This window comes from Labrys sp. WJW (assembly GCF_001676615.1).
Classification (GTDB): Bacteria; Pseudomonadota; Alphaproteobacteria; order Rhizobiales; family Labraceae; genus Labrys; species Labrys sedimenti.
Genome location: NZ_LYXZ01000075.1, coordinates 1 through 25,000, shown reverse-complemented (window position 1 = coordinate 25,000; position 25,000 = coordinate 1). Strand labels below are relative to the sequence as shown.

Annotated in this window: 22 protein-coding genes and 1 pseudogene; 20 read left to right on the top strand and 3 right to left on the bottom strand. The window is 63.0% G+C overall.

The window, feature by feature from the left end; translation table 11 throughout:
- The first annotated feature begins 256 nt into the window (after positions 1 to 256).
- From BA190_RS32615 to BA190_RS32575, 9 genes are all read left to right on the top strand, one after another.
- Complete coding sequence (locus BA190_RS32615) at positions 257 to 838, top strand: NAD(P)H-dependent oxidoreductase (RefSeq protein ID WP_068298475.1); 582 nt, start codon at positions 257 to 259, stop codon at positions 836 to 838.
- Positions 839 to 865: 27 nt separating this feature from the next.
- Positions 866 to 1,969, top strand: coding sequence for a dimethylsulfone monooxygenase SfnG (sfnG, locus tag BA190_RS32610; RefSeq protein WP_068298472.1), 1,104 nt, complete (start codon positions 866 to 868; stop codon positions 1,967 to 1,969).
- An 82-nt stretch (positions 1,970 to 2,051) separates the two neighbouring features.
- Positions 2,052 to 2,966, top strand: coding sequence for an ABC transporter ATP-binding protein (locus tag BA190_RS32605; RefSeq protein ID WP_082980200.1), 915 nt, complete (start codon positions 2,052 to 2,054; stop codon positions 2,964 to 2,966).
- Positions 2,966 to 3,862, top strand: a complete 897-nt coding sequence (locus BA190_RS32600; protein ID WP_068298469.1) for a branched-chain amino acid ABC transporter permease — start codon at positions 2,966 to 2,968, stop codon at positions 3,860 to 3,862. The genes BA190_RS32605 and BA190_RS32600 overlap by 1 nt, the downstream gene beginning before the upstream one ends.
- Positions 3,863 to 3,873: 11 nt before the next feature.
- Entirely contained in the window at positions 3,874 to 4,902 is a 1,029-nt protein-coding gene (locus BA190_RS32595) for a branched-chain amino acid ABC transporter permease (protein WP_068298546.1), read from the top strand.
- A gap of 92 nt (positions 4,903 to 4,994) precedes the next feature.
- Positions 4,995 to 6,308, top strand: coding sequence for an ABC transporter substrate-binding protein (locus BA190_RS32590; protein WP_245315027.1), 1,314 nt, complete (start codon positions 4,995 to 4,997; stop codon positions 6,306 to 6,308).
- Positions 6,309 to 6,373: 65 nt separating this feature from the next.
- The gene (locus BA190_RS32585) at positions 6,374 to 7,159 is read left to right on the top strand and encodes an ABC transporter ATP-binding protein (RefSeq protein ID WP_068298462.1); all 786 of its coding nucleotides are present in this window, start codon (positions 6,374 to 6,376) and stop codon (positions 7,157 to 7,159) included.
- 28 nt (positions 7,160 to 7,187) lie between these two features.
- On the top strand, positions 7,188 to 8,444 hold the full coding sequence (locus BA190_RS32580; RefSeq protein ID WP_068298459.1) for an SfnB family sulfur acquisition oxidoreductase: 1,257 nt from the start codon (positions 7,188 to 7,190) through the stop codon (positions 8,442 to 8,444).
- Between the two features lie 131 nt (positions 8,445 to 8,575).
- Positions 8,576 to 8,980 carry a DUF3597 domain-containing protein gene (locus BA190_RS32575; RefSeq protein ID WP_068298457.1) on the top strand — a complete coding sequence of 135 codons (405 nt, stop codon included), beginning with the start codon at positions 8,576 to 8,578 and terminating at the stop codon, positions 8,978 to 8,980.
- A 227-nt stretch (positions 8,981 to 9,207) separates the two neighbouring features.
- Here the strand turns inward: BA190_RS32575 and BA190_RS32570 are convergent, their stop codons facing one another.
- Positions 9,208 to 10,218 (bottom strand): GntR family transcriptional regulator, encoded by a 1,011-nt coding sequence (locus tag BA190_RS32570; RefSeq protein ID WP_068298451.1) that lies wholly within the window; start codon positions 10,216 to 10,218, stop codon positions 9,208 to 9,210.
- A gap of 611 nt (positions 10,219 to 10,829) precedes the next feature.
- Here BA190_RS32570 and BA190_RS32565 point away from each other — a divergent pair.
- The 11 genes from BA190_RS32565 to BA190_RS32515 all read left to right on the top strand — a co-directional run bounded on the left by BA190_RS32565 (position 10,830) and on the right by BA190_RS32515 (position 21,466).
- Positions 10,830 to 11,906: an ABC transporter ATP-binding protein gene (locus tag BA190_RS32565; RefSeq protein ID WP_068298449.1), complete on the top strand. Its 1,077-nt coding sequence runs from the start codon at positions 10,830 to 10,832 to the stop codon at positions 11,904 to 11,906.
- Positions 11,907 to 11,957: 51 nt separating this feature from the next.
- Complete coding sequence (locus tag BA190_RS32560) at positions 11,958 to 12,857, top strand: ABC transporter permease (RefSeq protein ID WP_068298447.1); 900 nt, start codon at positions 11,958 to 11,960, stop codon at positions 12,855 to 12,857.
- Between the two features lie 3 nt (positions 12,858 to 12,860).
- A complete protein-coding gene (locus tag BA190_RS32555) occupies positions 12,861 to 13,706 on the top strand; it encodes an ABC transporter permease (protein WP_068298445.1) in 846 nt (281 codons plus the stop codon).
- Positions 13,706 to 14,446, top strand: a complete 741-nt coding sequence (locus BA190_RS32550) for an SDR family NAD(P)-dependent oxidoreductase (RefSeq protein WP_068298441.1) — start codon at positions 13,706 to 13,708, stop codon at positions 14,444 to 14,446. Before BA190_RS32555 ends, BA190_RS32550 begins: the two co-directional genes overlap by 1 nt.
- Before the next feature lie 25 nt (positions 14,447 to 14,471).
- Positions 14,472 to 15,233, top strand: a complete 762-nt coding sequence (locus BA190_RS32545; RefSeq protein ID WP_068298438.1) for an SDR family NAD(P)-dependent oxidoreductase — start codon at positions 14,472 to 14,474, stop codon at positions 15,231 to 15,233.
- Between the two features lie 36 nt (positions 15,234 to 15,269).
- Positions 15,270 to 16,505: a PotD/PotF family extracellular solute-binding protein gene (locus tag BA190_RS32540; RefSeq protein ID WP_068298432.1), complete on the top strand. Its 1,236-nt coding sequence runs from the start codon at positions 15,270 to 15,272 to the stop codon at positions 16,503 to 16,505.
- A gap of 170 nt (positions 16,506 to 16,675) precedes the next feature.
- Positions 16,676 to 17,770, top strand: a complete 1,095-nt coding sequence (locus tag BA190_RS32535) for an ABC transporter ATP-binding protein (protein ID WP_068298429.1) — start codon at positions 16,676 to 16,678, stop codon at positions 17,768 to 17,770.
- Positions 17,771 to 17,826: 56 nt separating this feature from the next.
- Complete coding sequence (locus BA190_RS32530) at positions 17,827 to 18,708, top strand: polysaccharide deacetylase (protein ID WP_068298425.1); 882 nt, start codon at positions 17,827 to 17,829, stop codon at positions 18,706 to 18,708.
- Between the two features lie 77 nt (positions 18,709 to 18,785).
- Entirely contained in the window at positions 18,786 to 19,118 is a 333-nt protein-coding gene (locus tag BA190_RS32525) for a hypothetical protein (protein ID WP_068298423.1), read from the top strand.
- Positions 19,108 to 20,193: a GTP-binding protein gene (locus tag BA190_RS32520; protein ID WP_068298420.1), complete on the top strand. Its 1,086-nt coding sequence runs from the start codon at positions 19,108 to 19,110 to the stop codon at positions 20,191 to 20,193. Before BA190_RS32525 ends, BA190_RS32520 begins: the two co-directional genes overlap by 11 nt.
- Positions 20,194 to 20,242: 49 nt before the next feature.
- A complete protein-coding gene (locus tag BA190_RS32515) occupies positions 20,243 to 21,466 on the top strand; it encodes a PotD/PotF family extracellular solute-binding protein (protein ID WP_068298417.1) in 1,224 nt (407 codons plus the stop codon).
- Positions 21,467 to 21,622: 156 nt separating this feature from the next.
- On the opposite strand, the gene BA190_RS32510 is transcribed toward BA190_RS32515, so the two are convergent.
- Positions 21,623 to 22,087, bottom strand: a complete 465-nt coding sequence (locus BA190_RS32510) for a MucR family transcriptional regulator (RefSeq protein ID WP_068298414.1) — start codon at positions 22,085 to 22,087, stop codon at positions 21,623 to 21,625.
- A gap of 498 nt (positions 22,088 to 22,585) precedes the next feature.
- Positions 22,586 to 23,626, bottom strand: a pseudogene (gene tig / locus BA190_RS35585) (trigger factor); the annotation flags it as partial.
- Positions 23,627 to 25,000: the final 1,374 nt, after the last annotated feature.

The window sequence follows — 25,000 nt, the reverse complement described above, 5'->3', positions numbered from 1 at the left end:
CTTCTTCGCGACCTGCTGCCGCCTGCTGGAACAAGTGCCTGTTGCAAAGGCAGCGGATCGTTTCGTGCCGCAGAGGCGGCGGCTTCTCCCCTGATCATGGCTCGACCGATCCATGGATCGGCTCTTCGTCACCTTCTGCCGGGCCGCCCGGCACGGATCGGGACGGCCGCAACCTCGGTCAGGACTCCGCCCCTTGACAGTCTATAAATTATATAGAGTATATAAATATAGTATTTATTTAGCCCGAGAGCGCGCCATGCCCGATCCCCGTCCGAAGATTCTCGGTATATCCGGCAGCTTGAGCGTGCCCAGCCGGACGACCGGGCTGGTGCGCACCATCCTCACCCGCTTGGAGCCTTTTGCGCAGGTCGAGCTGGTGGAACTGGCAAATGACGCAGCGGCCCTGTTTGCAACGCATCCAAAGGGCCCGCGAACCGGGCGGGCGCGGGAGATCATCGAGGCGGTCGAAGGCGCAGATCTGCTGGTCGTCGCCTCTCCCATCTACCGCGCCTCCTATACGGGCGCCTTGAAGCATCTGTTCGACCTCGTCGACTATCGCGCCCTCGAAGGCAGGCCCGTGCTGGTGGCGGCAACGGGCGGAACGCCGCTGCACGCTTTGGCCATGGACCACCAGTTCCGGCCGCTCTTCGCCTTCTTCAAGGCCATCACGCTCCCGACCACCGTCTATGCGCTCGAGGGCGATTTTGACGATCATGCCCTGGCCAGCGCCGAGGTTTCGGGGCGCATCGATCGCGCCGTCGCCGAAGCCCGCCTCCAGCTGCGCCTTTCCCACCCGCACGGGTCTGGAACGGTCGTTCCGTTCCCCGCCACCGCCTGAACCCGCCATAAAAACCAAGGATCCACCATGCCAGCCGAACCTCAGCGCGAACCGATCAAGTTTGCCTATTGGGTGCCCAATGTCTCCGGCGGTCTCGTCATCAGTTCGATCGAGCAGCGTACGAGCTGGGAAATCGACTATAATCGCAAGCTCGCCCAGATCGCCGAGCGTTCCGGCTTCGACTATGCGCTTAGCCAGATCCGTTTCACAGCAGGCTATGGTGCGGACAATCAGCACGAGCCCCTGACCTTCAGCCAGGCCCTGCTCGCCTCGACCGAACGCCTCAAGCTGATCGTGGCCCTGCTGCCCGGCCCCTGGCATCCTGCCGTCGCCGCCAAGCAGATCGCGACCATCAACAACATCTACGGCGCCCGGGTGGCCGTGAACATCGTCAGCGGCTGGTTTCGCGGCGAGTTCACCGCGATCGGCGAGCCCTGGCTCGACCACGACGAGCGCTACCGCCGGTCTGAAGAATTCATCCACTCACTGCGCGGTATCTGGACCGAGGAAAGCTTCACCTTCAACGGCGATTTCTATCGCTTCCGCAACTACAGCCTGAAGCCGAAGCCCATCGATCCGCAGCCCGAAATCTTCCAGGGCGGCTCATCCCGCGCGGCCCGCGACATGGCCTCGCGCGTCTCCGATTGGTATTTCACCAACGGCAATACGCCCGATGAGATCAGGAAGCAGGTCGACGACATCCAGACCAAGGCCCGCGAGAACGGGCATTCGGTCAAGGTCGGCGTCAATGCCTTTGCCATCGCGCGCGATACCGAGGCCGAAGCCAAGGCCGTGCTGGACGAAATCATTGCCAAGGCCATTCCCGAGGCGGTCCACGGCTTTGCCCATGAGGTGAAGAATGCCGGGAAGGCGTCTCCGGAGGGTGAAGGCAACTGGGCCAAATCGTCCTTCCAGGACCTGGTGCAATATAATGACGGCTTCCGCTCCAACCTCATCGGCACGCCGCAGCAGATTGCGGAACGCATTCTGGCCCTGAAGGATGCGGGCGCCGACCTGATCCTGCTCGGCTTCCTGCATTTCCAGGAAGAGGTCGAGTTCTTCGGCCGCGAGGTCATCCCCCTGGTCCGCAAGCTCGAAGCGGCACAGCCCGTGGCCGTCGCGGCCGAGTGATCGCGGCTCGCTCTTCCCCGCCCCGCAACCGTTCCATCCCGCATCCCTGCCGTCGGCAGGGATGACGGGTAGAGACACGCTCATGACCACGGCCACAAGCGCAATCCTGCAACCGTCCCCGTCATATCGGGATGCGCCACCCATCGAGGGTGTTGCAACACCCTCGACACCAAAGACCGACACGGCCCGACGACAGTCCGCGCTGGTGCTCGATCGCATCAGCCTGTCCTTCGGCGGAATTGCAGCCCTGAGGGACGTCAGCTTTGCGATCGAGCTCGGCGAAACTCGAGCCATCATCGGGCCGAATGGTGCAGGCAAGAGTTCGCTCCTCAACGTCATCAGCGGCATCTATCGCCCCGATCACGGCCATATCCGCCTCGCCGGTCGTGACTTCCGGCAGGTCTCGGCGTCCCGGCTCGCAGCGCTCGGTGTTGCGCGCACGTTCCAGAACCTGGCCTTGTTCAGCGGGCTGGACGTGCTCGGCAATGTCCTGATGGGACGGGTCGCCTCGCGACATGCAGGTGTCATCGGACAGGTTCTGGGCTTGGGGCTGGCGCATCGCGAACAGGAGGATGCCCGCGAGTGCGCCGAGCGAATGATCGACTTCCTGGACCTTCGCGCGGTCCGCAACCGCCCCGTCGCGACCCTGCCCTATGGCCTACAAAAACGCGTCGAATTGGCCCGGGCCCTGGTGGCCGAGCCTCGCATCCTGCTGCTCGACGAGCCCATGGCGGGCATGACGGCCGTGGAGAAGAACGAGATCGCCGAGGTCATCCGCAAGGCGAGAAGGCAGTTCGATCTGACGATCGTGATGATCGAGCACGACATCGGCATGGTCATGGACCTGTCCGACAGGGTGGCCGTGCTCGATCACGGCAGCCTCATTGCGGACGGCACTCCGCAGGTCGTGCAGGCCGACCAGGCCGTGATCGACGCCTATCTCGGCGTCGCTCACACGGAAGAGCCGGGCCACGCCGAAGACCGGGAAGGTGCATGATGGCGGATTTTGATTGGGCCTTCCTGGTCGAGGTGCTGGTTGGAGGCCTGCTATCCGGCGTGATGTATTCGCTGGTCGCGATCGGGTTCGTGCTTGTCTACAAGACCTCGGGCGTTCTCAACTTCGCGCAGGGTGCGATGCTGCTTTTCGCGGCGCTCACCTTCGTCAGCCTGATCGAACGAGACGTTCCCTTCGTTGCAGCCCTGGCGATATCGATCGCCATCATGGCCGCGCTCGGCCTGACGATCGAGAGGGCCGTGCTGCGCCCGCTGGTCAACAAGCCGCCGATCACATTGTTCATGGCAACGCTCGGCCTGTCCTATGTCATCGAGGGCGCGGCACAGCTTCTGTGGGGCACCCAGGTCCACGCGCTCGACCTGGGGATCGACGACACGCCATTTGAAGTGGCCGGCGTGCTGATATCCAAGTTCGACCTCTTCGCGGCAGGGGTTGCCGCGACGCTGGTGGCGGTCCTTGCGGCCTTCTTCAATTTCACGCGTATCGGGTTGAGCTTTCGCGCCGTCGCCGACGACCAGTTCGCCGCCTATGCGGTCGGTTTGCGGCTGCCACGCATCTGGGCCGCGGTCTGGACCGCCGCGGGCGTCGTCGCCCTGGTTGCAGGGCTGATCTGGGGCTCCAGGCTCGGCGTCCAGTTCTCCCTGTCGCTCGTCGTGCTCAAGGCGCTGCCCGTTCTGGTCCTGGGCGGGTTCGACTCGATCCTGGGCGCCATCGTCGGCGGTCTTCTCATCGGTGCCTTCGAGAAGCTCTCGGAGGTCTATCTCGGCCCCTTCGTCGGCGGCGGCATCGAAGGATGGTTCGCCTATGTGGCGGCCCTCCTCTTTCTCCTGCTGCGGCCCGCAGGGCTGTTCGGCCAGAAGCTCGTGGAAAGGGCCTGAACGTGACCGCGCTGACCGCTTCCAGCCACGCAAACGCCGAGGCTCCCAGCCGTTCCTGGATCCTTCCCGCGGCGCTCCTGGCCATCGCCTATGGCGTGATCCCGCTGGTCGGCAGCAGCTACGTGTTCGATGCCATCCTCACGCCCTTCCTGGCCTTGTCGCTGGCCGCCCTGGGCCTGAACCTGCTCACAGGCTATGCCGGGCAGCTTTCGTTGGGCAGCGCCGCCTTCATGGCCGTGGGTGCCTTCGCCGCTTATAATTTCAACCTGCGGGTTCCCGGCCTGCCGCTGGTCGCGAGCATTGTCCTGGGTGGCGGTGTCGCGGCGCTGATCGGGCTGGTCTTCGGCCTGCCGAGCCTGCGCCTGCGCGGCTTTTACCTCGCCGTTTCCACCTTGGCGGCGCAGTTCTTCGTGCAATGGGCCCTGACCAAGTTCAGCTGGTTTTCCAACGACAACCCATCGGGCGTCATCGACGCCCCGCCTCTCGGCGTGGCAGGCATTTCGCTGGAGAGCCCGGCCGGCCGCTACCTGTTCACGCTCACCATCGTGGTGGTCCTCACCGGGCTCGCCGCCCGGATCGTCAAGACGCAAACCGGCCGCGACTTCATCGCCGTTCGCGACAACGAACTGGCGGCCCGTGTCATCGGCGTGCCCGTGCTGCGCACCAAACTGCTCGCCTTCGTGCTGTCCTCCTTCATCATCGGCATTGCCGGATCGCTGTGGGCGTTCGCCTATCTCAGGACCGTCGAGCCGGCCGGCTTTGATCTTGATCGATCGTTCCAGATCCTGTTCATCGTCATTATCGGCGGGCTCGCCACGATCCGAGGCGCGTTCCTCGGGGCGGCTTTCATCGTGGTGTTTCCCCTGATTCTGTCCCGCCTGGGCAGCGCCTTGCTGGGCAGCACCTTCGACTCAGGCGTTCTCGACATGAGCCAGCGCATCGTGCTCGGCGCGCTGATCATCGTTTTCCTCATCGCCGAACCGGACGGCCTGTCGGCGCTGTGTCGACGCCTGCTCGATAAAATCCGCCCGCACCGCTGACCGCGGTTTCCCCCCAATCCTCGCCTGCCAACCCCGGAGCCACCATGCCGTCCATTTCATTTCGCCTCGCCGGCGCGCTGCGCGCCACCACGATGGCAGCAGCCCTCGCACTCACGACCCTGCCTTTCTCCCATTCACAGGCTCGCGCGGACGAACAGTATTTCCCGCTGCAAAGCTACCGGGTCGGCCCCTATGCCGCCGGCGGCACCGGCTTCTTCGGCGGCTTCATCGACTACCTCAATCTGATCAACACCCGCGACGGCGGTGTGAACGGCGTCAAGCTGACCTGGGACGAATGCGAAACCCAGTATGAAGTCGAGCGAGGCGTCGAATGCTACGAACGGCAGAAAAGCCACAAGGACATCGCGACCTGGAACCCGCTTTCCGTCGGCATCGCCTATGCAATGATCGACCGCATCACCAATGACAAGGTTCCCCTGCTGACGATCAATCACGGCCGCACGGATTCGACCGATGGCAGCGTGTTCAAATATGTCTTCCCGCTGCTGCTCAACCCCTACAGCGAGACGTCCGGCATCGTGAACTACATCGCCGGCAAGTTCGGCGGGGTGGAACAGCTCAAGGGCAAGAAGATCGCCGTGCTCTATCACGGCTCGCCCTATGGCAAGGAGACGATCCCGATCTATGAGCTGCTGGCCAAGAAATATGGCTTCGAACTGCAGCAGATCGAGGTGCCCCATCCCGGCAACGAGCAGCAATCGCAATGGCTGACCATCCGGCGCTGGCGGCCCGACTATGTGGTGCTGCGCGGATGGGGCGTCATGAACCCAGTGGCACTCAAGACGGCCCAGAAGGTCGGTTTTCCGGCCGATCACATCGTCGGCAATGTCTGGTCCAATTCGGAAGAGGACGTGCTGCCCGCGGGCGCAGCTGCCAAGGGGTATGTCGCGATCACGACCCAGGCTTCCGGCACCGAATACCCCGTGGTGCAGGAGATCGTCAAAACCGTCTATGGCGCCGGCAAGGGCAATCTCGACGACAAGAAGCGGATCGGCAGCGTCTACCACAACCTCGGCATCGTGAACGGCATCCTGAACGTCGAGGCCATCCGCATCGCGCAGGAGAAATTCGGCCACCGCACCCTTACAGGCGATGAAGTCCGCTGGGGGCTGGAACATCTCAAGCTCGATCCGGCTCGCGTGGAGGCTCTCGGCGCCAAGGGGCTTTTCCACTCCATCAACGTGACCTGGAAGAACCATGAAGGCGATGGCCTGGTCACCTTCCAGCAATGGGACGGTGCCAAGTGGAAGGTGGTCTCCGACTGGATCGCACCCGACTGGGCGTTGCTGCGGCCGATCATCGAAAAATCCGCGGCGGCCTACGCCGCCGAACATCAGATCAAGCCGCGAACCGAGGCGGATGCCGACAAGGCCGCCTCGAACTGAGGCACATCCCCTCGCTCTCCTGCAACGGCGTGTCCCAGGAAAGATATTCGATGCCAGGGTCCTCGATGTCCGAGCCAGTCCCCCTGCTTTCGGTCAATGCGATCGAAGCCGTTTATGGTGGCGCCATCGTCGCCCTGAATGGCGTGAGCCTGACGGTTGCCGCAGGCGAGATCGTCGCCTTGCTCGGCCCCAACGGGGCCGGGAAATCCACGACGCTCAAGGCGATCTCCAACCTATTGCCGGCCCAGCGCGGCCGGCTTTCAGCCGGGACGATCCGGTTCGACAATGTGGACGTCAACCGGCACAGCGCCTCCGCCCTGGTACGGCGAGGGCTCGTCCAGGTGCTCGAGGGCCGGCATTGCTTCCGCTCGCTGAGCACCGAGGACAATCTCGTCACCGGCGGGCTGGCACGCGGCTCCAATCGGTCGGAATTGGCACGCGACCTGGAGCGCGTCTATTCGATCTTCCCGCGCCTGCGCGAGAAACGAAAGACGATCGCCGGCCTGACCTCCGGCGGCGAGCAGCAGATGACCGCAATCGGTCGCGCCCTGATGTCCAGGCCACGCCTGCTGGTGCTGGACGAGCCTTCCATGGGGCTGGCACCGCTCGTGGTGCAGGACATCTTCGAACGCCTCACCGCGCTCAATGCGTCAGAAGGCCTCTCCATTCTTCTTGCCGAACAGAACACCGCCGTGGCCCTGCGCCATGCCCACCGCGCGGTGCTGCTCGCTTCGGGGCGCTCGGTCCTGCAAGGACGGGCTGCCGAACTGAGGGGCCGTGCCGACCTCACGGATATCTATCTCGGACGGACTTCCTTTGCCGACTCATCCGCGGTCTCGACCGCGGCCTGATCTTCACCCTCATCTTAGGAATCGGCCCATGACGACAGCCGCTCAAGCCAAAGCATTTCCAGACATCTTTGCAGAAGGCGTATCTGCCCTCCCCCGCCCGTCTGAACCGGCGCACATCATCCGCAGCGATGCTGAAGCGATCGCAGTTGCCGAAGACCTTGCGGCACAATTTGCCCAAGAGGCATCGGAGCGCGACCGCGACCGCATCTGGCCGGTGGCCGAACTCGATGCCTACTCCCAGAGCGGCCTGTGGTCGCTCAATGTCCCCAAGGCTTTCGGTGGACCCGAGCTTTCCTATGTCACCATCGATCGCGTGATCCAGATCATTTCGGCGGCGGATCCTTCGATCGGGCAGATCACGCAGAACCATATCGGAGTCGTCGCAGCCATTCGAACGGTCTCCGACGAGGCTCAGCAGAAGCTGTTGTTTGCCGAGGTGCTGCGCGGGACCAGGTTCGGCAATGCCTTCTCCGAATTCTCCTCCAAGCGAGCAGCCGATTTCGAGACGACGTTCAAGGACGAAGGCGACCACGTCGTCGTCACGGGCAAGAAGTTCTATTCCTCCGGCGCGCTTCTCGCCCATCTGGTGCCCATCGTCGCACTCGATGGCGAAGGCCGGGCCTGGTATGCGATTGCCGAGCGCGACGCCGCCGGCCTCGCGGTGATCGACGACTGGTCGAGTTTCGGCCAGAAGACCACGTTGAGCGGCACGGTGATCCTCGACCACGTGAAAGTACCGAAGACCCATCTGGTCCCGGGCTATCGGGGCTATGATCGCCCGACGGCAGACGGCGCGATTTTCCAGATCATCCAGGCCGCGGTCGATACGGGCATCGCGGAGGCGGCCATCAAGGATACCATCGCCTTTGTCAGGGGCGGCTCCAGGGCCTGGATCGACAGCGGCCTCGATCACGCCTGGCAGGACCCCTACACGATCCAGGCGGTCGGGGACCTCACCTTGCGCCTTCATGCCGCCGAGGCACTTCTCGAAAAGGCAGGTCTTGCCGTGGATAGGGCCGTCGCCGATGCCACGGCCGAAAGCGTGGCCAAGGCCCAGATCGCCGTTGCCGAAGCCAAGGTCCTATCGACGGAAGTGGCGCTGCAGGCCACCAACAAATTGTTCGAACTGGCCGGCACACGCTCGACGCTGGGCGTTCACAACCTCGACCGGCACTGGCGCAATGCCCGTACGCATACGCTCCATGATCCCGTTCGCTGGAAATATGCCATTCTTGGCAATTACGCCCTGAATGGCATCAATCCGCCTCTGCATGCCTGGAGCTGATCGGGCCGCACTTTTGCAGCCCGGCAAAACCCGGCGCACAGTGGCCGTAGGGGAACATTTCGGCTCGTCCAAGCATTGATCAGCCAAGTTCAAGCGCAGCAGTCGAAGCTTCATTCAACGGAGATAGAAACATGGGCATCTTCGATTCAATCAGCAACGCCATCTTCGGCCGTGCGAAGGCTGCGGAGGCTCCCCAAGCGCCTGCCGGTACAACCGCTGCCCCTACGCCCTCGTCCAATCCGGCTCCCGCACCATCGAGTTCGGCCGCTCCGCCGAGCACCGTCGATGTCGCTGCCGTTCTCGATCAAGCGGTCAAGGCCAGCGGACAGAGCCTCGACTGGAAGCACTCGATTGTAGACCTCCTCAAAGCCCTGAAGCTCGACAGCAGCCTTGCGGCTCGCAAGGAGCTCGCCGGGGAGTTGGGCTATACGGGCGATACGTCGGATTCCGCTACGATGAATATCTGGCTGCACAAGGCGGTCATTGCAAAACTGGCAGCGAATGGGGGCAAGGTGCCCGCCGATCTACAAAACTGACCAACCTGTCCGGCCGACCCTTTGTCTTCCGCCGCCCCGCGGAGATCTTTCGAGGGTCTCTCCGCTCCTGGCTGGGCACCGGGCCGGCAACCCCCTTGAAGTGCAGGTTTCCAGACACGAAAACCGCCCAGGTTCGTTCCCGCCTGGGCGGTTTTCCACGGCGATTTTGGCTATGGAGGCCAGCAATCCGCGCGCTTGGGAAGGCCAGTGGGCTGCCGAGGGGACACTTACTCCGCGATCCTGGTCAAGTAAGGCGCAATCGTTTGCGGGGCCGGGATCACCGCGACGATCTTCATCTGCGCGATATTGCGGTTCCTCGCCTCTTCCAGATGCGCGTCGAACATCGCAGCTGCGGCATCGATTGCCCCGCGTGTCAGCAGTTCGACAATCAGGCGATATTCGGCAATGGCGATACGATCGCGCGGCAGGCCGAGTTGGCGCAGCAGGCGCTCCGAGGCAACCACCGGCAACAGATTGTCCCGTATCAGATCGCGCAGCCGCTCGTTGGGGGTGGCCATCACGCAGGTTTCGACCAGTTTGGTCTCCAGATCTTCCCACTCGACCAGATCGGCATCCGATACGGTTCTTTCGGCCTCGGAGAGGCTCTCGAGAAGAGCCGTCAATCTGGAGCGATCGATGCGCGGAGCCGCCGACACCAGGGCGGGAGGTTCGAGGATGCGCCGCAAGGCAAAGCGGTCTTTGATCGATTTTGCCGTGAGCGGTCCGGCGATCCAGTGGGAACTCTGGTTCTTATGCACCAGCCCCTTCTCCTGCAGGCGTCCGAGCACGTCGCGCACCACGGTGCGGCTGACATGGAAATGATCCGCCAGCTCGATCTCGATGATGCGATATTGTCCGAATACGACGCAGGCTGCGACATCCGCCTCGATGGAATCATAGATGCGCTCCCAGGTCGACCGACTTTGCAGCGCCTCGTCGATGGCTTCGGGCACCATCAGCCCCAAGCTCTTGATATCGGTGCGCACGGGGGCGACTTGCCGTCCCGGTGCTCCGACGAGATAGCCGCGCCCATCGAAACGATGGATGAGTTGCTCTGCCTCGAGGCGAAGCAGCGCTTTCTGAACCGGGGCACGCGATGTCTGAAAGATCTCGGCGATCGGCCCTTCGAGCAGCACCAGTCCCCGTGGCAGTAGCCCGTCGGCGATATTGGCACGCAAGACGTCTTCGACGATTTCGTAGCGCCGCTGGGCTGTCTGGCGAGGCTTGGACAATGGCATGCCGTAAACGGACCTCCTTGCGGGCGTCATCGCTGACCGCCGCCCGAACTGTCCGTGTCTACCGCGTTTGACACACCCTGTCCCACATTCGGATAAATGATTTTTGCATACTATAGTGCAATTTTTGGCGCAGAGAATTCATTTTCACCGATTTCCGGCAAAATCTCCGGCAGATCTCGTCGCGAGCGCCACCCCCCTCCAACGCCGCATCACCCCCCCCGACCGCCCATCGCATCCCTGCCGAGCGCGCCGCATGCGGTAAAAAAATACAGAGAAACCCAATCTAGATGGTCAATTCTCAACAAAAGGCGCCCAGGCTCCGCCAATCCTTCACCGAGAGTCCAAATTCAAGGCTCGCCCGGAATTTGAGCAGGCGATGCACAAAAAAGATTGTTGCATACAAAAATCGATCGTACTAAGATCCAAGCACTCATTGCCAAAGAAGCAATGCAGAGGCGAACTGAATCAAGAAAGTTGATCGAGATTCAATCGGACGCGAGCGTATTGCGGCCGAATGATATTCATCATCTCAAATTGAGCTACCGATTACCCAAGCTACTCCGAGGAGTAGCCTGGTATTTACGTGGCTTAATACGACCTGGGAGGCTCGTTTGGCAGATGTACTTCGTCTATCCGGCATCAGGAAATCCTATGGCGATCTGCAAGCGCTGGACGGTATCGACCTCGCCATCCCCGACAACGCCTATGTGTCGCTTCTAGGCCCCAGCGGTTCGGGCAAGACCACGCTTCTGCGCGTGATCGCGGGATTTGAAGATCCCGACCAGGGCAGCGTTGCACTCGGCGGCCTCCCGATCGACAACGTCCAGGCGCATCGGCGTGGCATCGGCTTCGTCTTCCAGAACTTTGCCCTGTTCCCTCATCTCTCCGTTGCCAGGAATATCGCCTACGGCCTCGAAAACCGCGAGGCTGCTGCACCGACGGATCGCGCCGCCATTCGCCGCAAGGTCGGCGAAATGATTGAACTGGTCGGTCTGGGCGGCCTGGAGGATCGCGGTGTTGCCCAGATCTCGGGCGGCCAGCGCCAACGCGTGGCGCTGGCGCGAACGCTCGTGACTGAACCGCGGCTCGTGCTGCTCGACGAACCACTCGGCGCGCTCGATGCCAATCTGCGAGCCCGGATGCGGACAGAGCTCAGGAGCATCCGCGAACGCCTCGGCGTCACCTTCCTCCATGTCACCGGTAGTGAATCCGAAGCACTGGCGATGGGCGACATCGTGCTGGTGCTCGACCGGGGCCGGATCACCCAATCGGCGGATGCCGACACGATCTATAACCGCCCTGCAGCGCCCTCGGTGGCGCGTTTCCTCAACTGCTACAACCTGTTCGAGGGAACGCTCTTGGGCGCGGACTTCGTCGGGCCGGCGGGCAGGTTCTCGACTGACGGAAGCACACGCCTCGCAGGCGGAAAAACCGCCTACGCTGTGCGCTATGACCGCATTCAGGTGCGCCCGCTCTCCTCGGCCCTGGCGACGGACGAGGTGGGCGTCGTGGGCGCCTTCATTGCCAGCGAATATAGCGGCGCGGCGGTGAACTCCTTCTTCGCCCTCGATAGCGGCCAGGTGGTGGAGGTGGAGACCCATCTCAGCCATCGCCCGCCCGCAGACTACGCGCCGCAGGAACGCTACGGCCTCGTCTGGAAGCGCGACCTTGCGCTCCTCTTTGCGTGAGCGCCGGCCATGGCTCTTGCTGACCCTCGACCCGGAACGGAGATCGACTGGATGACGACGCCTCCCGGCAGCGAAGCGGCGGCGCCGCAGGCTGCATCGCCGCACAGGTCCGGCAACAAGACACTATGGCTGCTGGCCCCGGGCGTGGCATGGATGGTGCTCTTCCTGCTCGTCCCCATCCTGATGATGGTCTATGTCTCGTTCTGGACGCAGACCACCTTCAAGATCGAGCCCATCCTCACCACCAAGAGCTGGGTCACTTTCTTCACGAGCGATACCTACCTCCAGGCCCTCTGGACCACGATCCGCATCTGGCTGACGGTGCTGGTCGCGACGCTGGTGATCGGCTACCCCACGGCCCTGTTCGTGGGCCTGTTCGTGCGCAACAAAGCACTGCAGACGACGCTCCTGGTGCTGTGCGTCATCCCGTTCTGGACGTCGTTCCTGATCCGTGTCCTTGCCTGGCGCCCGATGCTGGGCAAGGAAGGCGCCATCAACCTGATCCTGCTCAAGACCGGCATCATCACCCAGCCGATCGAAGCCTTGCTCTTCTCCGACCTGTCGGTGGTGATCGGCATGACGCAGATCTACTGCGTCTTCATGGTCGGCCCCATCGCCTTCATGCTCGGCCGGATCGACCCGAACGTCATCGAGGCGGCACGCGATCTCGGCGCCGGCTTCTGGCGCATCTTCCGCACCATCATCCTGCCTCTGTCGATGCCCGGCGTGGTCGTCGGCTCGATCTTCGTTTCGGTGATGGTCCTGGGTGAGTTCGCCACCTCCGCCGCGCTGTCGGGCCGCAAGGTCAATCTTCTCGGCAACATCATCGTCACCCAGGTCGGCTCACTCAAATGGGCCTTCGCCGCCGTGGTCGGCGTGATCCTGACGATCGTCATGGGTGCCGTGGTTGCCGCGCTGCTGCGCGTCGTCGATCTCAGGAAGGAACTCTGAGCCATGCAGGCACGCGGCGTCAAACCGGTCCTGGCTGTCTACACGGCCCTGTTCCTGCTGTTTCTCTACGGCCCCTTCGTCGTGCTGGCGATCCTGTCCTTCCAGACCGGACCGGAGGGAGGGCCGCAGTTCCCGATCATCGAATGGTCGACCTATTGGTACCAGCATCTCTTCGGCCTCACGCCCCCTTCACGCATTGCCCCCTTGCCGATCGAGGAGAGCCTCGGGCGTTCGATCGTCCTCGCCATCATGACGATGGTGGTCTCGACCGTCCTGGGCGTGACGTCCGCGCAGGCCTTCCGCAAGAAGTTCCGGGGCTCGGGCATCGCCTTCTATCTGATCGTCCTCGGCATGATGGTGCCCGGTGTGCTGGTCGGCCTCGGCATGGCGCTGGTGGCCAATGTCCTCGGCGTCGACCGCCACTGGTGGGGCACGGCCTTCGTGCTCCACGTCGTCTACACCTATCCCTTCGCCTTCCTGGTCATGCTGGCGATCTTCAACCGCTTCGACCAGAGCGTCGAGGAGGCCTCCTGGTCCCTTGGCGTCTCGCCGATCCGCACCTTCCGGAAAGTGACGTTCCCGCTGATCTTCCCCGGTGTCCTCTCGGCGATGCTGTTCGCCTTCACCCTTTCCTATGACGAATTCTCGCGCACGCTCTTCGCCTCGGGGCGCGACCTCACTCTGCCGCTGGCGATCTACGGCACGTTCTCGGTCGAGATCCATCCCAACGTCTTCGCCTTTGGCGTGCTGACCACCCTTTTCTCGTTCGCCCTGCTCGCTGTCTACGCCATCCTGATGGGTCTGTCGGTCCGCCGTGGCAGGCGCGTCGCCATCCAGGAGGACGCGTGATGCCCGGCCTGAAAACAGCCATCGTCACCGGAGCCGGCTCGGGTATCGGCAAGGCCGTCGCCGAACGTCTCGCGGCGGATGGCTATGGCGTGCTCGTCAACGATCTGGCGTTGGAGCGGGCGCAGGCCCTCGCCGATGCCATCCAGGCGGCGGGCGGCAAGGCGGTTGCCGCCGCCGGCGATGTCTCCAGCGAAGCGGACGTCGCGGCCATCGTCGCCGCGGCCAGAACGCAGCTCGGGCCGGTGGACCTGCTCGTCAACAATGCGGGCCATGTCCATCAATGCCTGTTCGAACATCTCGAGCCCAGTGATTTCGACCGCATGTTCGCCGTGCATGTGCGCGGCACCTTCCTGATGATACGGGCGGTGCTGCCGACGATGCTGGAGGCAGGATCGGGCATCATCATCAATGTCGCATCCCAGCTCGGCCAGATCGGCGGGATCGAGCTCGCCCATTATTCCGGCGCCAAGGCCGCCGTGATCGGCATGACCAAATCGCTTGCCCGCGAGGTGTCGAGCCGTGGCGTGCGGGTCAATGCCGTGGCGCCAGGGCCGATCAACACGCCGCTGGTGAAGGCGCTCTCCGACGACTGGAAGGACCGCAAGGCCAGGGAGCTGCCGCTCGGCCGCTTCGGCGAACCGGAAGAGGTAGCGGCGACCGTCGCCTTCCTCGCCTCCCCGGCCGCCAGCCTCTTCGTCGGCCAGACGCTCGGGCCCAATTCCGGCGACGTGATGTTGTGAACGCACAGATGGAGAAGACACCACCATGACGAAGGCACGCATCGTCCTGATCACCGGCGGTGGCATCGGCATCGGCCGCGCCAGCGCGAAGGCCTTCGCCGCCCTCGGCGACCACGTCATGGTCACCGACATCCTGGAGGCGGAGGGCAAGGCCGTCGTCGACGAGATCAGGGTGGAAGGTGGCTCGGCCGAGTTCATGGCACTCGACGTCCGCTCCACGGATCGTGCCGATGCCGTGATTGCCGATATCGAGGCCCGTCATGGCGGCATCGATGTCGTCGTCGCCAATGCCGGCATCGCCCATCGGGTGCCGCTCGCCAGGCTCGACGACGACAAGTGGGACCTCACCTTCGACATCGACCTCAAGGGCATCTTCCGCGTGGTGCGTGCCGCTTTGCCCGGCATGCGCGCCCGCGGGTCCGGCGCCGTGGTCGCTCTCTCCTCGATCATGGGTGTCGCCTATGGCTGGGACGAGCATGTGCATTATTCCTCCGCCAAGGCCGGTGTCGTCGGGCTGGTGCGGGGCCTTGCCGTCGAGGTTGCCCGCGACGGTGTCCGGGTCAATGGCGTGGCCCCGGGCTATATCCGCACCGCCCAGCTCCTCTCCAAGGAACATTCGCTCGGCCCGGAAGGGGCCGAGACAGCCGGCGCCTTCATTCCCATGGGCCGTATCGGCGAGCCCGATGAAATCGCCGACGTGATCGTTTTCCTCGCCTCTTCCAGCGCCCGATACCTCACGGGCCAGACGCTGGTGGTCGATGGCGGCCTGCTGGTGGGCCGCTACTGAAACAAAAGCAAATGAACCAGAACCGGAGAAGGAACGATGTCTGACCAAAGCGAGATGACGCGCCGCTCTTTGTTGAAGCGATCCGCGGGAATGATGGCCCTGGCCTTGGGCGGCGGCACGCCGTTCATGTCTTCCCGCGCCGCCTGGGCGCAGGGTAGTGGCCTGGCGAGCCAAAGCCTGCGCACGATCGGCCTTTCCGTCACGGTGCAGGAACGCATCCTGGCCGAATTCAAGGCTGCCTCCGGCGTAGGTACCACGTCCGGCACGGCCGCAACCTTTCCCGATGCCCAGACGAAGATCCTGTCGGGCTCGAAGGATTATGATTGCTGGGAAGTGATCGCCGAGCGCCTGCCCTCGGTGGTGATGACCAACAATGTCGCGCCGATCGCCGCCTCGTCGCTGAAGAACTGGGCCAACATCCGCGATACCTTCACCAAGCCGAGCGACAAATGGGATCCCAAGGCCCAGATCACCGGGCAGATCTGGCAGGACGATGCCCATAGCCAGCTGTGGATGGTGCCGGCCGTCTACAATTACGACTCCATCGGCTATAACCCGGACGTGCTGTCGGACGAGGAAGCCAACACCTGGGCGGCGATCTTCGATCCCAAATGGAAGGGCAAGTCCGGCCTCAACACCGATCCGCTGATCGCCTTCGGCCAGGCCGTGATGGCCATGAACTCGCTGGGCCTGTCGGCGGTCAAGAACCCTGGCAATCCGTCCGAAGCCGAAATCGACGAGGCTGCGAAATTCCTGGTGTCGAAGAAGAAGGAAGGCCAGTTCCGCGCGCTCTGGGGCGATTTCGGCGAACTCGTCAATCTCCTCGCCTCCGGCGAGATGGTGGTGTGCGATGCCTGGCAGCCGGCCGTGATGGCGGTCAAGGCCCAGGGCAAGGCCTGCAGATATGCCCGCCCGAAGGAAGGCTATCGCGCCTGGGCGATCGGCCCTTCGCTGATCGCCGGCTCCACCAACAAGGAAGCCGTGGCCGCCTACGCCGATTACTGGCTTTCGGGCAAGCCCGGCATCACGGTTTCCGAACAGGGCTATTATTCGCCGACGACCAATATCAAAAGCGAGATGGCGCCAGAGAAATATGCCTTCTGGTACGAAGGCAAGCCCTGGGTCGGCGCGGCCGAGCGCGGCATCAAGGAAGGCGACCTCCGCGACGGCGGCAGCCTGGCCGAACGGGCCGCCAATGTCGCCTACTGGCACCAATGGCCGGATGCTTATGACCATCTCATCCAGAAGTGGGACGAGTTCCTGAACGCCTGATCACGATCCGGGCGGAAAGCGTGCCTTTCCGCCCGCGTCCCCAGAGCAAAGTACGATTTCGTTGAATCGCACTTCTTTCTCTAACCTTTTGTTTTGGCATGTTTTCTTGATCGAGAAGTCTATCAACTTTTCTGGAAAACCCCTTAGCCACTCCGGCGGAGCCTGACGCGATGGTCCACGATCTCGAACTCATCAAGGTCGGCAAGGTCTATGACAACGGCACGCCTGCCGTTGCCGGTTTCGACCTTGCCGTCGCCAAGGGAGAATTCATCGCCTTTCTGGGGCCGTCCGGCTGCGGCAAGACGACGACGTTGCGCATGATCGCCGGTTTCGAATCCATCTCGTCCGGTGACATGCTGATCAAGGGAACGCGCATCAACGACGTGCCGCCCGAACGGCGCCCCACCTCGATGATCTTCCAGAACTACGCGCTCTTTCCCCATATGACCGTCCGCCGCAATGTCGGCTATGGCCTCGAGGTCAAGGGACTGGCGAAAGCGGAGCGCGACGCGAAGGTCGATCGCATCCTGGCCACGCTCGGCCTCGAGGATGTCGCCGACAAGCGTCCCGACAAGCTGTCCGGCGGCCAGCGCCAACGCATCGCCCTGGCGCGCGGCCTCGTCGTCGAGCCCGACATTCTCCTGCTGGACGAGCCGTTGGGCGCCCTCGACGCCAATCTGCGCAAGGCGATCCAGAATGAACTGAAGCTGCTGCAGAAGAGACTGGGCGTCACTTTCGTGTTCGTGACCCACGCCCAGTCCGAGGCCCTCGCCCTTTCCGATCGCATCGTGGTGATGAACCAGGGGCGCGTCGAGCAGATAAGCCCACCGCACCAGCTCTATACGCGGCCCAACACGCCCTTCGTGGCGCAGTTCATCGGCCGCAACACCATCCTCGACGGTTCCGTGGGCGGCATCGAGGATGGGCGCGTGGTGGTCGATACCCCGCTCGGCATCCTGCGCGGCATGGCGAACGGCGACCTGGCCAGCGGCAGTGCCGCCAAGATCGTCGTCCCGGCCGAAGCCATAGAAGTCCGCTCGGCTTCTGGAGGACGCGCAAGCGACATGGGCAATGCCGTCGCCGCGACCGTCAGGCGTCTCGATGTCGTCGGGCACATCTCGCATCTGTCCGTCGAACTTCCGGGAGGCCGGGCGGTCTCCCTGGAAGCGCATGTCGAGAAATACCCTCCCGGCCTCTTCGCTCCGGGAGGTGAGGTCGTACTGGCCTGGAATGCCTCCGAGGCAACCGTCATTCCAGCCATCTGACAGACTGTCTTTTCCAGAAAACACCGATTTCAACATGAAATGAGGAGACCTCACCCATGGCAAAGGAAATACTCTGCGGCTTCGGCGTTGACGTCGATGCGGTCGCCGGCTGGCTCGGTTCCTATGGCGGCGAGGACTCGCCGGACGACATCTCGCGCGGCCTGTTCGCCGGCGAGGTCGGCTCGCCGCGCCTGGTCAAGCTGTTCGAGCGTTTCGGCATCAAGACGACGTGGTTCATCCCCGGCCATTCGATCGAGACCTTTCCCGATGAGATGCAGGCTGTCGCTGACGCCGGCCACGAGATCGGCATCCACGGCTACACCCATGAAAACCCGATCGCGATGACCCGCGAGCAGGAGATCGAGATCCTCGACAAATGCATCGATCTCGTCACCAAACTCTCCGGCAAGCGCCCTACCGGCTATGTCGCGCCCTGGTGGGAATTTTCCAACGTCACCAATGAGCTGCTGCTCGAGCGTGGCATCAAATACGACCATTCGCTGATGCATAACGACTTCACGCCCTATTATGTGCGCGTCGGCGATTCCTGGACCAAGATCGATTATTCCGGCAAGCCGAAGGACTGGATGGTGCCGCTGAAGCGGGGGCATGAGACCGACCTCATCGAGATCCCAGCTTCCTGGTATCTCGACGACCTGCCGCCGATGATGTTCATCAAGAAGGCGCCCAACAGCCACGGCTTCGTCAATCCGCACGATATCGAGCAGCTCTGGCGCGACCAGTTCGACTGGGTCTATCGCGAGATGGATTATGCCGTCTTCCCGATCACCATCCATCCCGACGTCTCGGGTCGGCCGCAGGTCCTGATGATGCTGGAGCGCCTCTATGCGCATATGGCCAAGCATCCGGGCGTGAAGTTCGTCACCATGAACGAAATGGCCGACGATTTCGCCCGGCGCTTCCCGCGCAAGAAGTGACGGAAGAGGCCGGGCCCCCTATCGTGGTCCCGGCCATCACCATTGTCGGAAAATGCGCCGCAACGAGGAAGATCTGCATGTGTTCGCTGTGCGGCATTCTGGGGGGCAACGAGCACTGGGCCGACGCCGTGGCCCGCCCGGGCGTCTTCACGCGCAACGGCGACAGGATCGATCGGCGCCGCGAGCGTGCGAACCGCGTGCGCATCGCCTGCCAGGTCCTGGAACCTTTCGGCATGACCCTCTCCGATTGGCAGGGCGCTTCCTTCCTGCTGTCGACCAAAACCGGCAAGACCGAGATCATCGATGATCTCGGCCATCTGTGGCCGGCCGCCGAAAGGCTGGCCCGGCGCGCCTGCGATCCGCTTTCCGTTTCAGTGATAGAGGCCATGGAGAAGCGTCATGGCCGATGACGTCCCGGCCTTCACCCCGGTCCACCTCCTCACCGGCTTCCTTGGTTCGGGCAAGACGACCTTGCTGCGGCAGCTCCTGAAGGACCCAGCCATGGCCCGCACGGCCGTGCTGATCAACGAATTCGGCGAAATCGGGCTCGACCACCATTTGCTCGAGCCTATCGACGAGACCATGGTGCTGCTGCCGTCGGGGTGCCTGTGCTGCACGATCCGCGGCGAACTGGCCCAGGCGATCCGCGATATCCATGCCAGGCGGGAGCGTGGCGACATCCCGACCTTCGACCGGCTGGTGATCGAGAGCACCGGCCTGGCCGATCCCTTCCCGATCCTGTCGACCATCAAGGCCGATCCCGTCCTGCGGCATCATTTCCGGCCGGGCACGGTGATTGCGACGGTAGATGCAGTGAACGGCCGGTTCCAGCTCGAGACCCATGTCGAGTCGACGCGTCAGGCCGCCATCGCCGATCGGCTCGTGCTCACCAAGACCGACATCGCCGATGAAGTGACAGTCGCCCGCCTCCTCGATCGGCTCCGGCACTTCAACCCGGATGCGCCTGTCCTGCGGGCCGCCGATGGCGATTTCGATGCCGCTTCACTCTTCGACCAGGACGGTTCAGCTTCCGCCGGCCGCCCGGAGCGCTCGACCCGCGCCTGGTTCCGCCAGACCTTCCAAAGCGACGACCCGCTTGCCCCCGGGACAGCCGGCCAGCCCGGGCACGAGCATGGTTCGGGCGATCGCACGCGCCATGGCGAGCGCATCCGCTCCTTCGTGGTCACGATCGATGAGCCGCTCGACTGGACGGCCTTCGGCATCTGGCTGACCATGCTCCTCAACCGTCATGGCGACCGTATCCTGCGGGTAAAGGGCATGCTCAACCTTGCCGGGGAGAGTGCGCCGGTGGCAATCCACGGCGTGCAGCACCTGGTGCACACGCCCGTGCATATGCAGGCCTGGCCCGATGGCGATCGACGCTCCCACATCGTTTTCATCGTGGATGACCTCGATTCCAGCTTGATCCGACGCTCCCTGGCGGCCTTCAACAGATTGGCGGCTCCCGTGTCGCAGCAACCCTGATCAAGCGATTTCGAATGCCATTGTCTCCGCCCCGCTGTTCGAGCTCTCCATGAAAGGAGATGCATTGCAAGAAAAGCTCTCAGCGCCCGCCCTGCACCTCGCGGAACGGCCGACACTGCGGGTATTGGGGACCGAGATTTCGCATCTGGAGGAACTGCGCCTCAAGGCCGAAGCGGACCTGGGCATCAATGTCATCTTCGACACCCAGGATTTCATCACCGCCCAGCACAAGGCGGCGGCGGAGCCCGGCAGCTATGACATCTACGACCAGTGTTTCCACAATCTCGATATCGTCTGGTACTGGCGTGCCATCCAGCCCATCGATCTCACGCGCATTCCGCTCTGGAGCGAAATCACCGACCTGACCAAGACGGGACGGCTCGATCCGGGTGCCCGCATCGGGTTCGGGGACGCTCCCGTGACCAAGCTCTTCGTCCAGCCGAACCGTGCCCTGGGTCCGACGCCCTCACGCTGGCTCTCGATGCTGCCGACCACCCACAATTTCGATTCCTTCGCTTTCCGTCCCGATCTCGCCAATGGCGATGCCGAGCAGATCGTCTCCTGGGGCGCCCTGCTCGACGACCACTGGCATGGCAAGGCAGCCCTGGTCGACGAGCCGGCGATCGGTGTTTTCGACGCGGCTCTCGCCGCCCAGGCACTGGGCCTGATGAGCTTCGAGGATCTCGGCAACATGTCGACCGAAGAGATCGACACCTTGCTGAGCATCCTGATCGAACGGCGCAGGAGCGGGTTTTTCGCCGGCTTCTGGAAGACCGCGGCGGAAGCGGCCAGTCTGATGCGCGATGGCGGTGTCGTCATCCAGAGCATGTGGTCGCCCGGAATCACCGCCCTGCGCCATTGCAGTGTGCCCGTGATGGAGGCCGTGCCGCGCGAAGGCTATCGAGCCTGGCATGGCGGCCTGTGCCTTTCGAGCAACCTGTCGGAGCGCACGCTCGACATCGCCTATGACTATCTGAACTGGTGGCTGTCCGGCTGGCCGGGCGCGGTGATGGCCCGCCAGGGCTACTACATGTCCATTCCCGCTCGGGTCCGGACTTACCTCACCCCGGACGAGTGGGCCTACTGGTATGAAGGCCTGCCGACACAAGTCGATTTGCCTGGCCCGGACGGCACCATCACCATCAAGGCTGGATCCGTGCGCGATGGCGGGTCCTACCGGCAGCGCGCCAACTCGATCGCCGTCTGGAACACGACGATGGACGAGCACAATTATCTGGTGCGGCGGTGGTCGCGATTGGTTGCGACCACCTGAAGCGTTTGCGATTTGACGGTGTCGCCGAGGTCACGAAGACGCGTCGATACAAGGCGTTCGAGTAAAGGTGCGGTCCGAAGAAATCGCACTTTTCTCCAGCTGTTCGATCCCGGATCTTGATGGTGGATGGTTTTACCCGGTGCGAGCGATGTCCGCCTACGATACCTTTTTCCTTTTGCCCTTGCTTGGAGCGCGAGGCGATGCTGGCATGCTCTCGGGATCCTGGCGTCGTTGGCCGAGGCCAAACTCCCTCGCCAGGCGAGAACGTTGAGCCGAATAGTTCGGCGCAACCATCGGGTAATCTGCCGCCAGCGCCCACTTCTCCCGATATTGTTCCGGCGTCATATTATACGCCGTTCGCAAATGCCGGGTGAGCGACTTGAATTTGAGGCCATCTTCCAGACAGATCACGTAGTCGGGCGTGATGGATCTCCTGATCGAAACCGCCGGCGTCGGTGGCTTGTCCGCCGCGACCGGCTTGGGATCGTTCAGGCCGGTAAGGCTTCCATGCACCGAACTGATCAGATCCGCCAGGGAAGCGGTAGCGACCTGGTTGTTGGCAACATAGGCGGAGACGATGTCGGCGGTCAGGTCGAGCAGACTCGTGTCATCCTCGAGCATGTTCAGTCACTTTCTTTTTGTGTTGATGTCGAAATGAGTGACGTTTTTATCTGTGCAGCATTGTGGACCCGATCGCTGCACTGGCTCGGATTTTCGAGCAATTGCACGCAATTGTAAAGTTAATCTTCAATGATAAACATAGATTTAGATAAGATTATTTAGTTTTTACTAAGACACCAATTACCAGACGGTGTAATTCGAGGCAATTGTCGGCGACCAAGCAGCATTCGATTTATGTTCTCCTGTCATACCCGTCGACGTGAAACAGGTTGCTGCTTTACTCAGCCAGGGTTCGTTCCAGCCGCTCCACGAATTCCAGGATGAGGATCTGGCACAGGCGTGCGGCGCCCGCGCCATTGGCATTCTACACCTGGCCCTGAACGCAACCACCTCACCGGCGAACACCAAATCGAGGCCGGATACACGCTCTCGCAGACGACGAAGGCCGCCGAGGGCGGCCTTCGCAACAGGAGAACAGCTGTGCTACCTGGCCTTCGACTTCACGGTCGCCCTTGTGGCTGGCTTCGCCCCAGCGTTGGCGTCGGCCGTTGTGTCGATTGCCATCAGCTCTTTCTTGCTCACTTTCTTCTCGGTGAGGGAAACCTGGCCGAGGAGATAGTCGACGACTTTGTCCTCGAACAGTTGCGCGCGCAGTGCATTCAACACCTGCGGCTTGGAGCGATAGAGAGCCAGCAGATGCTGTTGCTGATTGGCCGGGTACCGGCCGATCTGCAGGAGCAACCCGCGCTGCAGTTCCTCGTTCGAAATAGAGATGTTTGCCTTGCTTCCGATCTCGACGAGGATCAGGCCGAGGCGCGTACGCCGCTCTGCCAGTCGCATATATTCGGCCCGCGCTTTGTCCTCGGTTATGCCGAAATCGGCGAAGGTGCGGCCCGAGGCCTGGAGATTGCGGTTGACCTGTGCCCAGGTGTTGTTGAACTCGACCTCTACCAACTTCGAGGGCACCTTGAACGGATAGGCAGCCTCGAGTTGTTCGAGCAGTTGCCGCTTTTCCTTCTGGCGCGTCAGCGAGCCGAACTGGTTCTCGATCTGGCCACGCACGACAGTCCGCAGGCGCGCCAGTGAGTCCAACCCGAAGCGCTTTGCAGTCTCGTCATTGAGCAGCGCCTCGTTGGGCTTTGCCACTTCCTTGACCGTGACGTTGAAGGTCGCTTGCTTGCCTGCCAGATACGGGACCTGGTAGTTCTTCGGGAACGTCACGTTGACCTGCTTCTCATCCCCCGCCTTCGCACCGATCAACTGGTCGTCGAAGCCCGGGATGGAATTCTTGGAGCCGAGCACCAGTAAACGATTGGTGCCGGTGTCGTGGGGAATGACTTCGCTGACCTTGCCGGCATAATCGATGGTGATGCGATCACCCTCGGTAGCCTTGCCGTTCTTCGGCTTGTAGGAGCGCGCCGCTTCGGCGACTCGTTTGAGCCGTTCATCGACATCGGACTCCGACACATCGTAGACCGGGCGTATCACCTTGATGCCGGCGAGATCCTTGATTTCGATTGCGGGGACGACCTCACCGTTCGGCCCACGAACATTGGAGCCATTGGTGACGGCACCCTGGTTCGTGGCACCGCCCGTCGCAGTATTGGCTGTGGAAGCGAACATGCCAGTGACATCCTTGTTGTTGGTGTTAGCAACATTGCAAACCAGGCCTGCAACCACGCCATTCGATCCGGCACTCTCGCCGCTTGCCGCCTGGCCGGTAGCAACCCCGACCGAACTGCCGGTCAGATAGGCGAGCCTGCCGGTTGAACCGGCGCTACCGTCGATGCCGTTGAAGGCACGGCCGATTGCATTGCCCACCGTGTTGGAGGACAGGCCGTTCAAGCCGGTTCCGGTGCCGCCGGTCGCTCCGCTGAGAGCACCGCCTGCCGGATTGCCGGCCATGCCAGCGCGCTGGGTGCCAAGACCGACGTCATTGCTGACGCCAGCCCCGTTGAGGCCATATCCAGCTGGATTGCCGGCCATGGTGGTGGGCTGGCCGTTCGAACCGACACCGTTGCCAGCGGTTGCGCCAGCGGGCGCCTTGCTGGCTGGATCGCCGGCCGTGTTGGCAGGCGCGCCGGCAGTTCCGGCGTTGCCGCTATCGATTGTGCTGGGAGAGTCGCCAGAATCGTCAGCCCGGCCGCCCGTCAGATAGGCGAGGAGGCGGCTAAACCGGCTGCTACCAGCAGCCCCGTCGGCAGCATCGCGGACCTGATTACCAGCTATCCCAGCGTGCTGGCTGTCTGGATCGGTGCTATTGCTGCCACCTTGCCCCTTGAGGGCATCGCTGGCCGAATTATCGGCGGTGTTGGCAGGCGCACCAGCCGTTCCAGCGTTGGCATTGCCATCGCTGCCGTTGGGAGTGCCATCGGCCGAGTTGCCGGCCATGGTGGTGGGCTGACCGTTCGAGCCGGCGCGGCTACCGCCGACGGTTCCGTTGAGCGGATTGCCAGCCGTGCGAGGCCCGCCGGTCGATCCGGCATTGCCGATACCGTCAACGCCGCTGGGAGTACCGTCGACCGGGTTGCCGGTGGCGAGCTGACCGTTCGGACCGGTGCCATCGCCAGCAGTTATGCCAGCGGGAGTCTTGCCGGCCGGAGTGCCGTCTGTGGGCTGGTCGCGCGACGAAGTGGTACCATCGGCGGCTGCACCGGGAGAGTCACCGGCCCGATCGCCCGACAGATAGGCAAGGAGTCGGCCAAACCGGCTGCTGCTGCCAGTCGTGTTGGCAGGCGCGTCGGTCGATCCGGCGTTGCCGCCACCATCGATGCCGTTGGGAGCACCGCCGGCCGGGTTGCCGGCCGTCGTGACGGGCTGCCCGTTCGAACCGACACCGTTGCTGCCGGCCGGTCCGTTGAGGCCCGCGCCAGCTGGGTTGCCACCCGCGCCGACGGGCGCACCGGTCGATCC

Bases quoted from the DNA above. Each gene is read 5' to 3' on its own strand.
- BA190_RS32525 (WP_068298423.1), top strand. From the start codon at position 18,786: ATGTGTTCGCTGTGCGGCATTCTGGGGGGCAACGAGCACTGGGCCGAC.
- BA190_RS32605 (WP_082980200.1), top strand. From the start codon at position 2,052: ATGACCACGGCCACAAGCGCAATCCTGCAACCGTCCCCGTCATATCGG.
- BA190_RS32510 (WP_068298414.1), bottom strand. From the start codon at position 22,087: ATGCTCGAGGATGACACGAGTCTGCTCGACCTGACCGCCGACATCGTC.
- BA190_RS32615 (WP_068298475.1), top strand. From the start codon at position 257: ATGCCCGATCCCCGTCCGAAGATTCTCGGTATATCCGGCAGCTTGAGC.
- BA190_RS32530 (WP_068298425.1), top strand. From the start codon at position 17,827: ATGGCAAAGGAAATACTCTGCGGCTTCGGCGTTGACGTCGATGCGGTC.
- BA190_RS32560 (WP_068298447.1), top strand. From the start codon at position 11,958: ATGACGACGCCTCCCGGCAGCGAAGCGGCGGCGCCGCAGGCTGCATCG.
- sfnG (WP_068298472.1), top strand. From the start codon at position 866: ATGCCAGCCGAACCTCAGCGCGAACCGATCAAGTTTGCCTATTGGGTG.
- BA190_RS32580 (WP_068298459.1), top strand. From the start codon at position 7,188: ATGACGACAGCCGCTCAAGCCAAAGCATTTCCAGACATCTTTGCAGAA.
- BA190_RS32575 (WP_068298457.1), top strand. From the start codon at position 8,576: ATGGGCATCTTCGATTCAATCAGCAACGCCATCTTCGGCCGTGCGAAG.
- BA190_RS32570 (WP_068298451.1), bottom strand. From the start codon at position 10,218: ATGCCATTGTCCAAGCCTCGCCAGACAGCCCAGCGGCGCTACGAAATC.
- BA190_RS32590 (WP_245315027.1), top strand. From the start codon at position 4,995: ATGGCAGCAGCCCTCGCACTCACGACCCTGCCTTTCTCCCATTCACAG.
- BA190_RS32540 (WP_068298432.1), top strand. From the start codon at position 15,270: ATGTCTGACCAAAGCGAGATGACGCGCCGCTCTTTGTTGAAGCGATCC.
- BA190_RS32520 (WP_068298420.1), top strand. From the start codon at position 19,108: ATGGCCGATGACGTCCCGGCCTTCACCCCGGTCCACCTCCTCACCGGC.
- BA190_RS32585 (WP_068298462.1), top strand. From the start codon at position 6,374: ATGTCCGAGCCAGTCCCCCTGCTTTCGGTCAATGCGATCGAAGCCGTT.
- BA190_RS32600 (WP_068298469.1), top strand. From the start codon at position 2,966: ATGGCGGATTTTGATTGGGCCTTCCTGGTCGAGGTGCTGGTTGGAGGC.
- BA190_RS32515 (WP_068298417.1), top strand. From the start codon at position 20,243: ATGAAAGGAGATGCATTGCAAGAAAAGCTCTCAGCGCCCGCCCTGCAC.
- BA190_RS32550 (WP_068298441.1), top strand. From the start codon at position 13,706: ATGCCCGGCCTGAAAACAGCCATCGTCACCGGAGCCGGCTCGGGTATC.
- BA190_RS32545 (WP_068298438.1), top strand. From the start codon at position 14,472: ATGACGAAGGCACGCATCGTCCTGATCACCGGCGGTGGCATCGGCATC.
- BA190_RS32535 (WP_068298429.1), top strand. From the start codon at position 16,676: ATGGTCCACGATCTCGAACTCATCAAGGTCGGCAAGGTCTATGACAAC.
- BA190_RS32555 (WP_068298445.1), top strand. From the start codon at position 12,861: ATGCAGGCACGCGGCGTCAAACCGGTCCTGGCTGTCTACACGGCCCTG.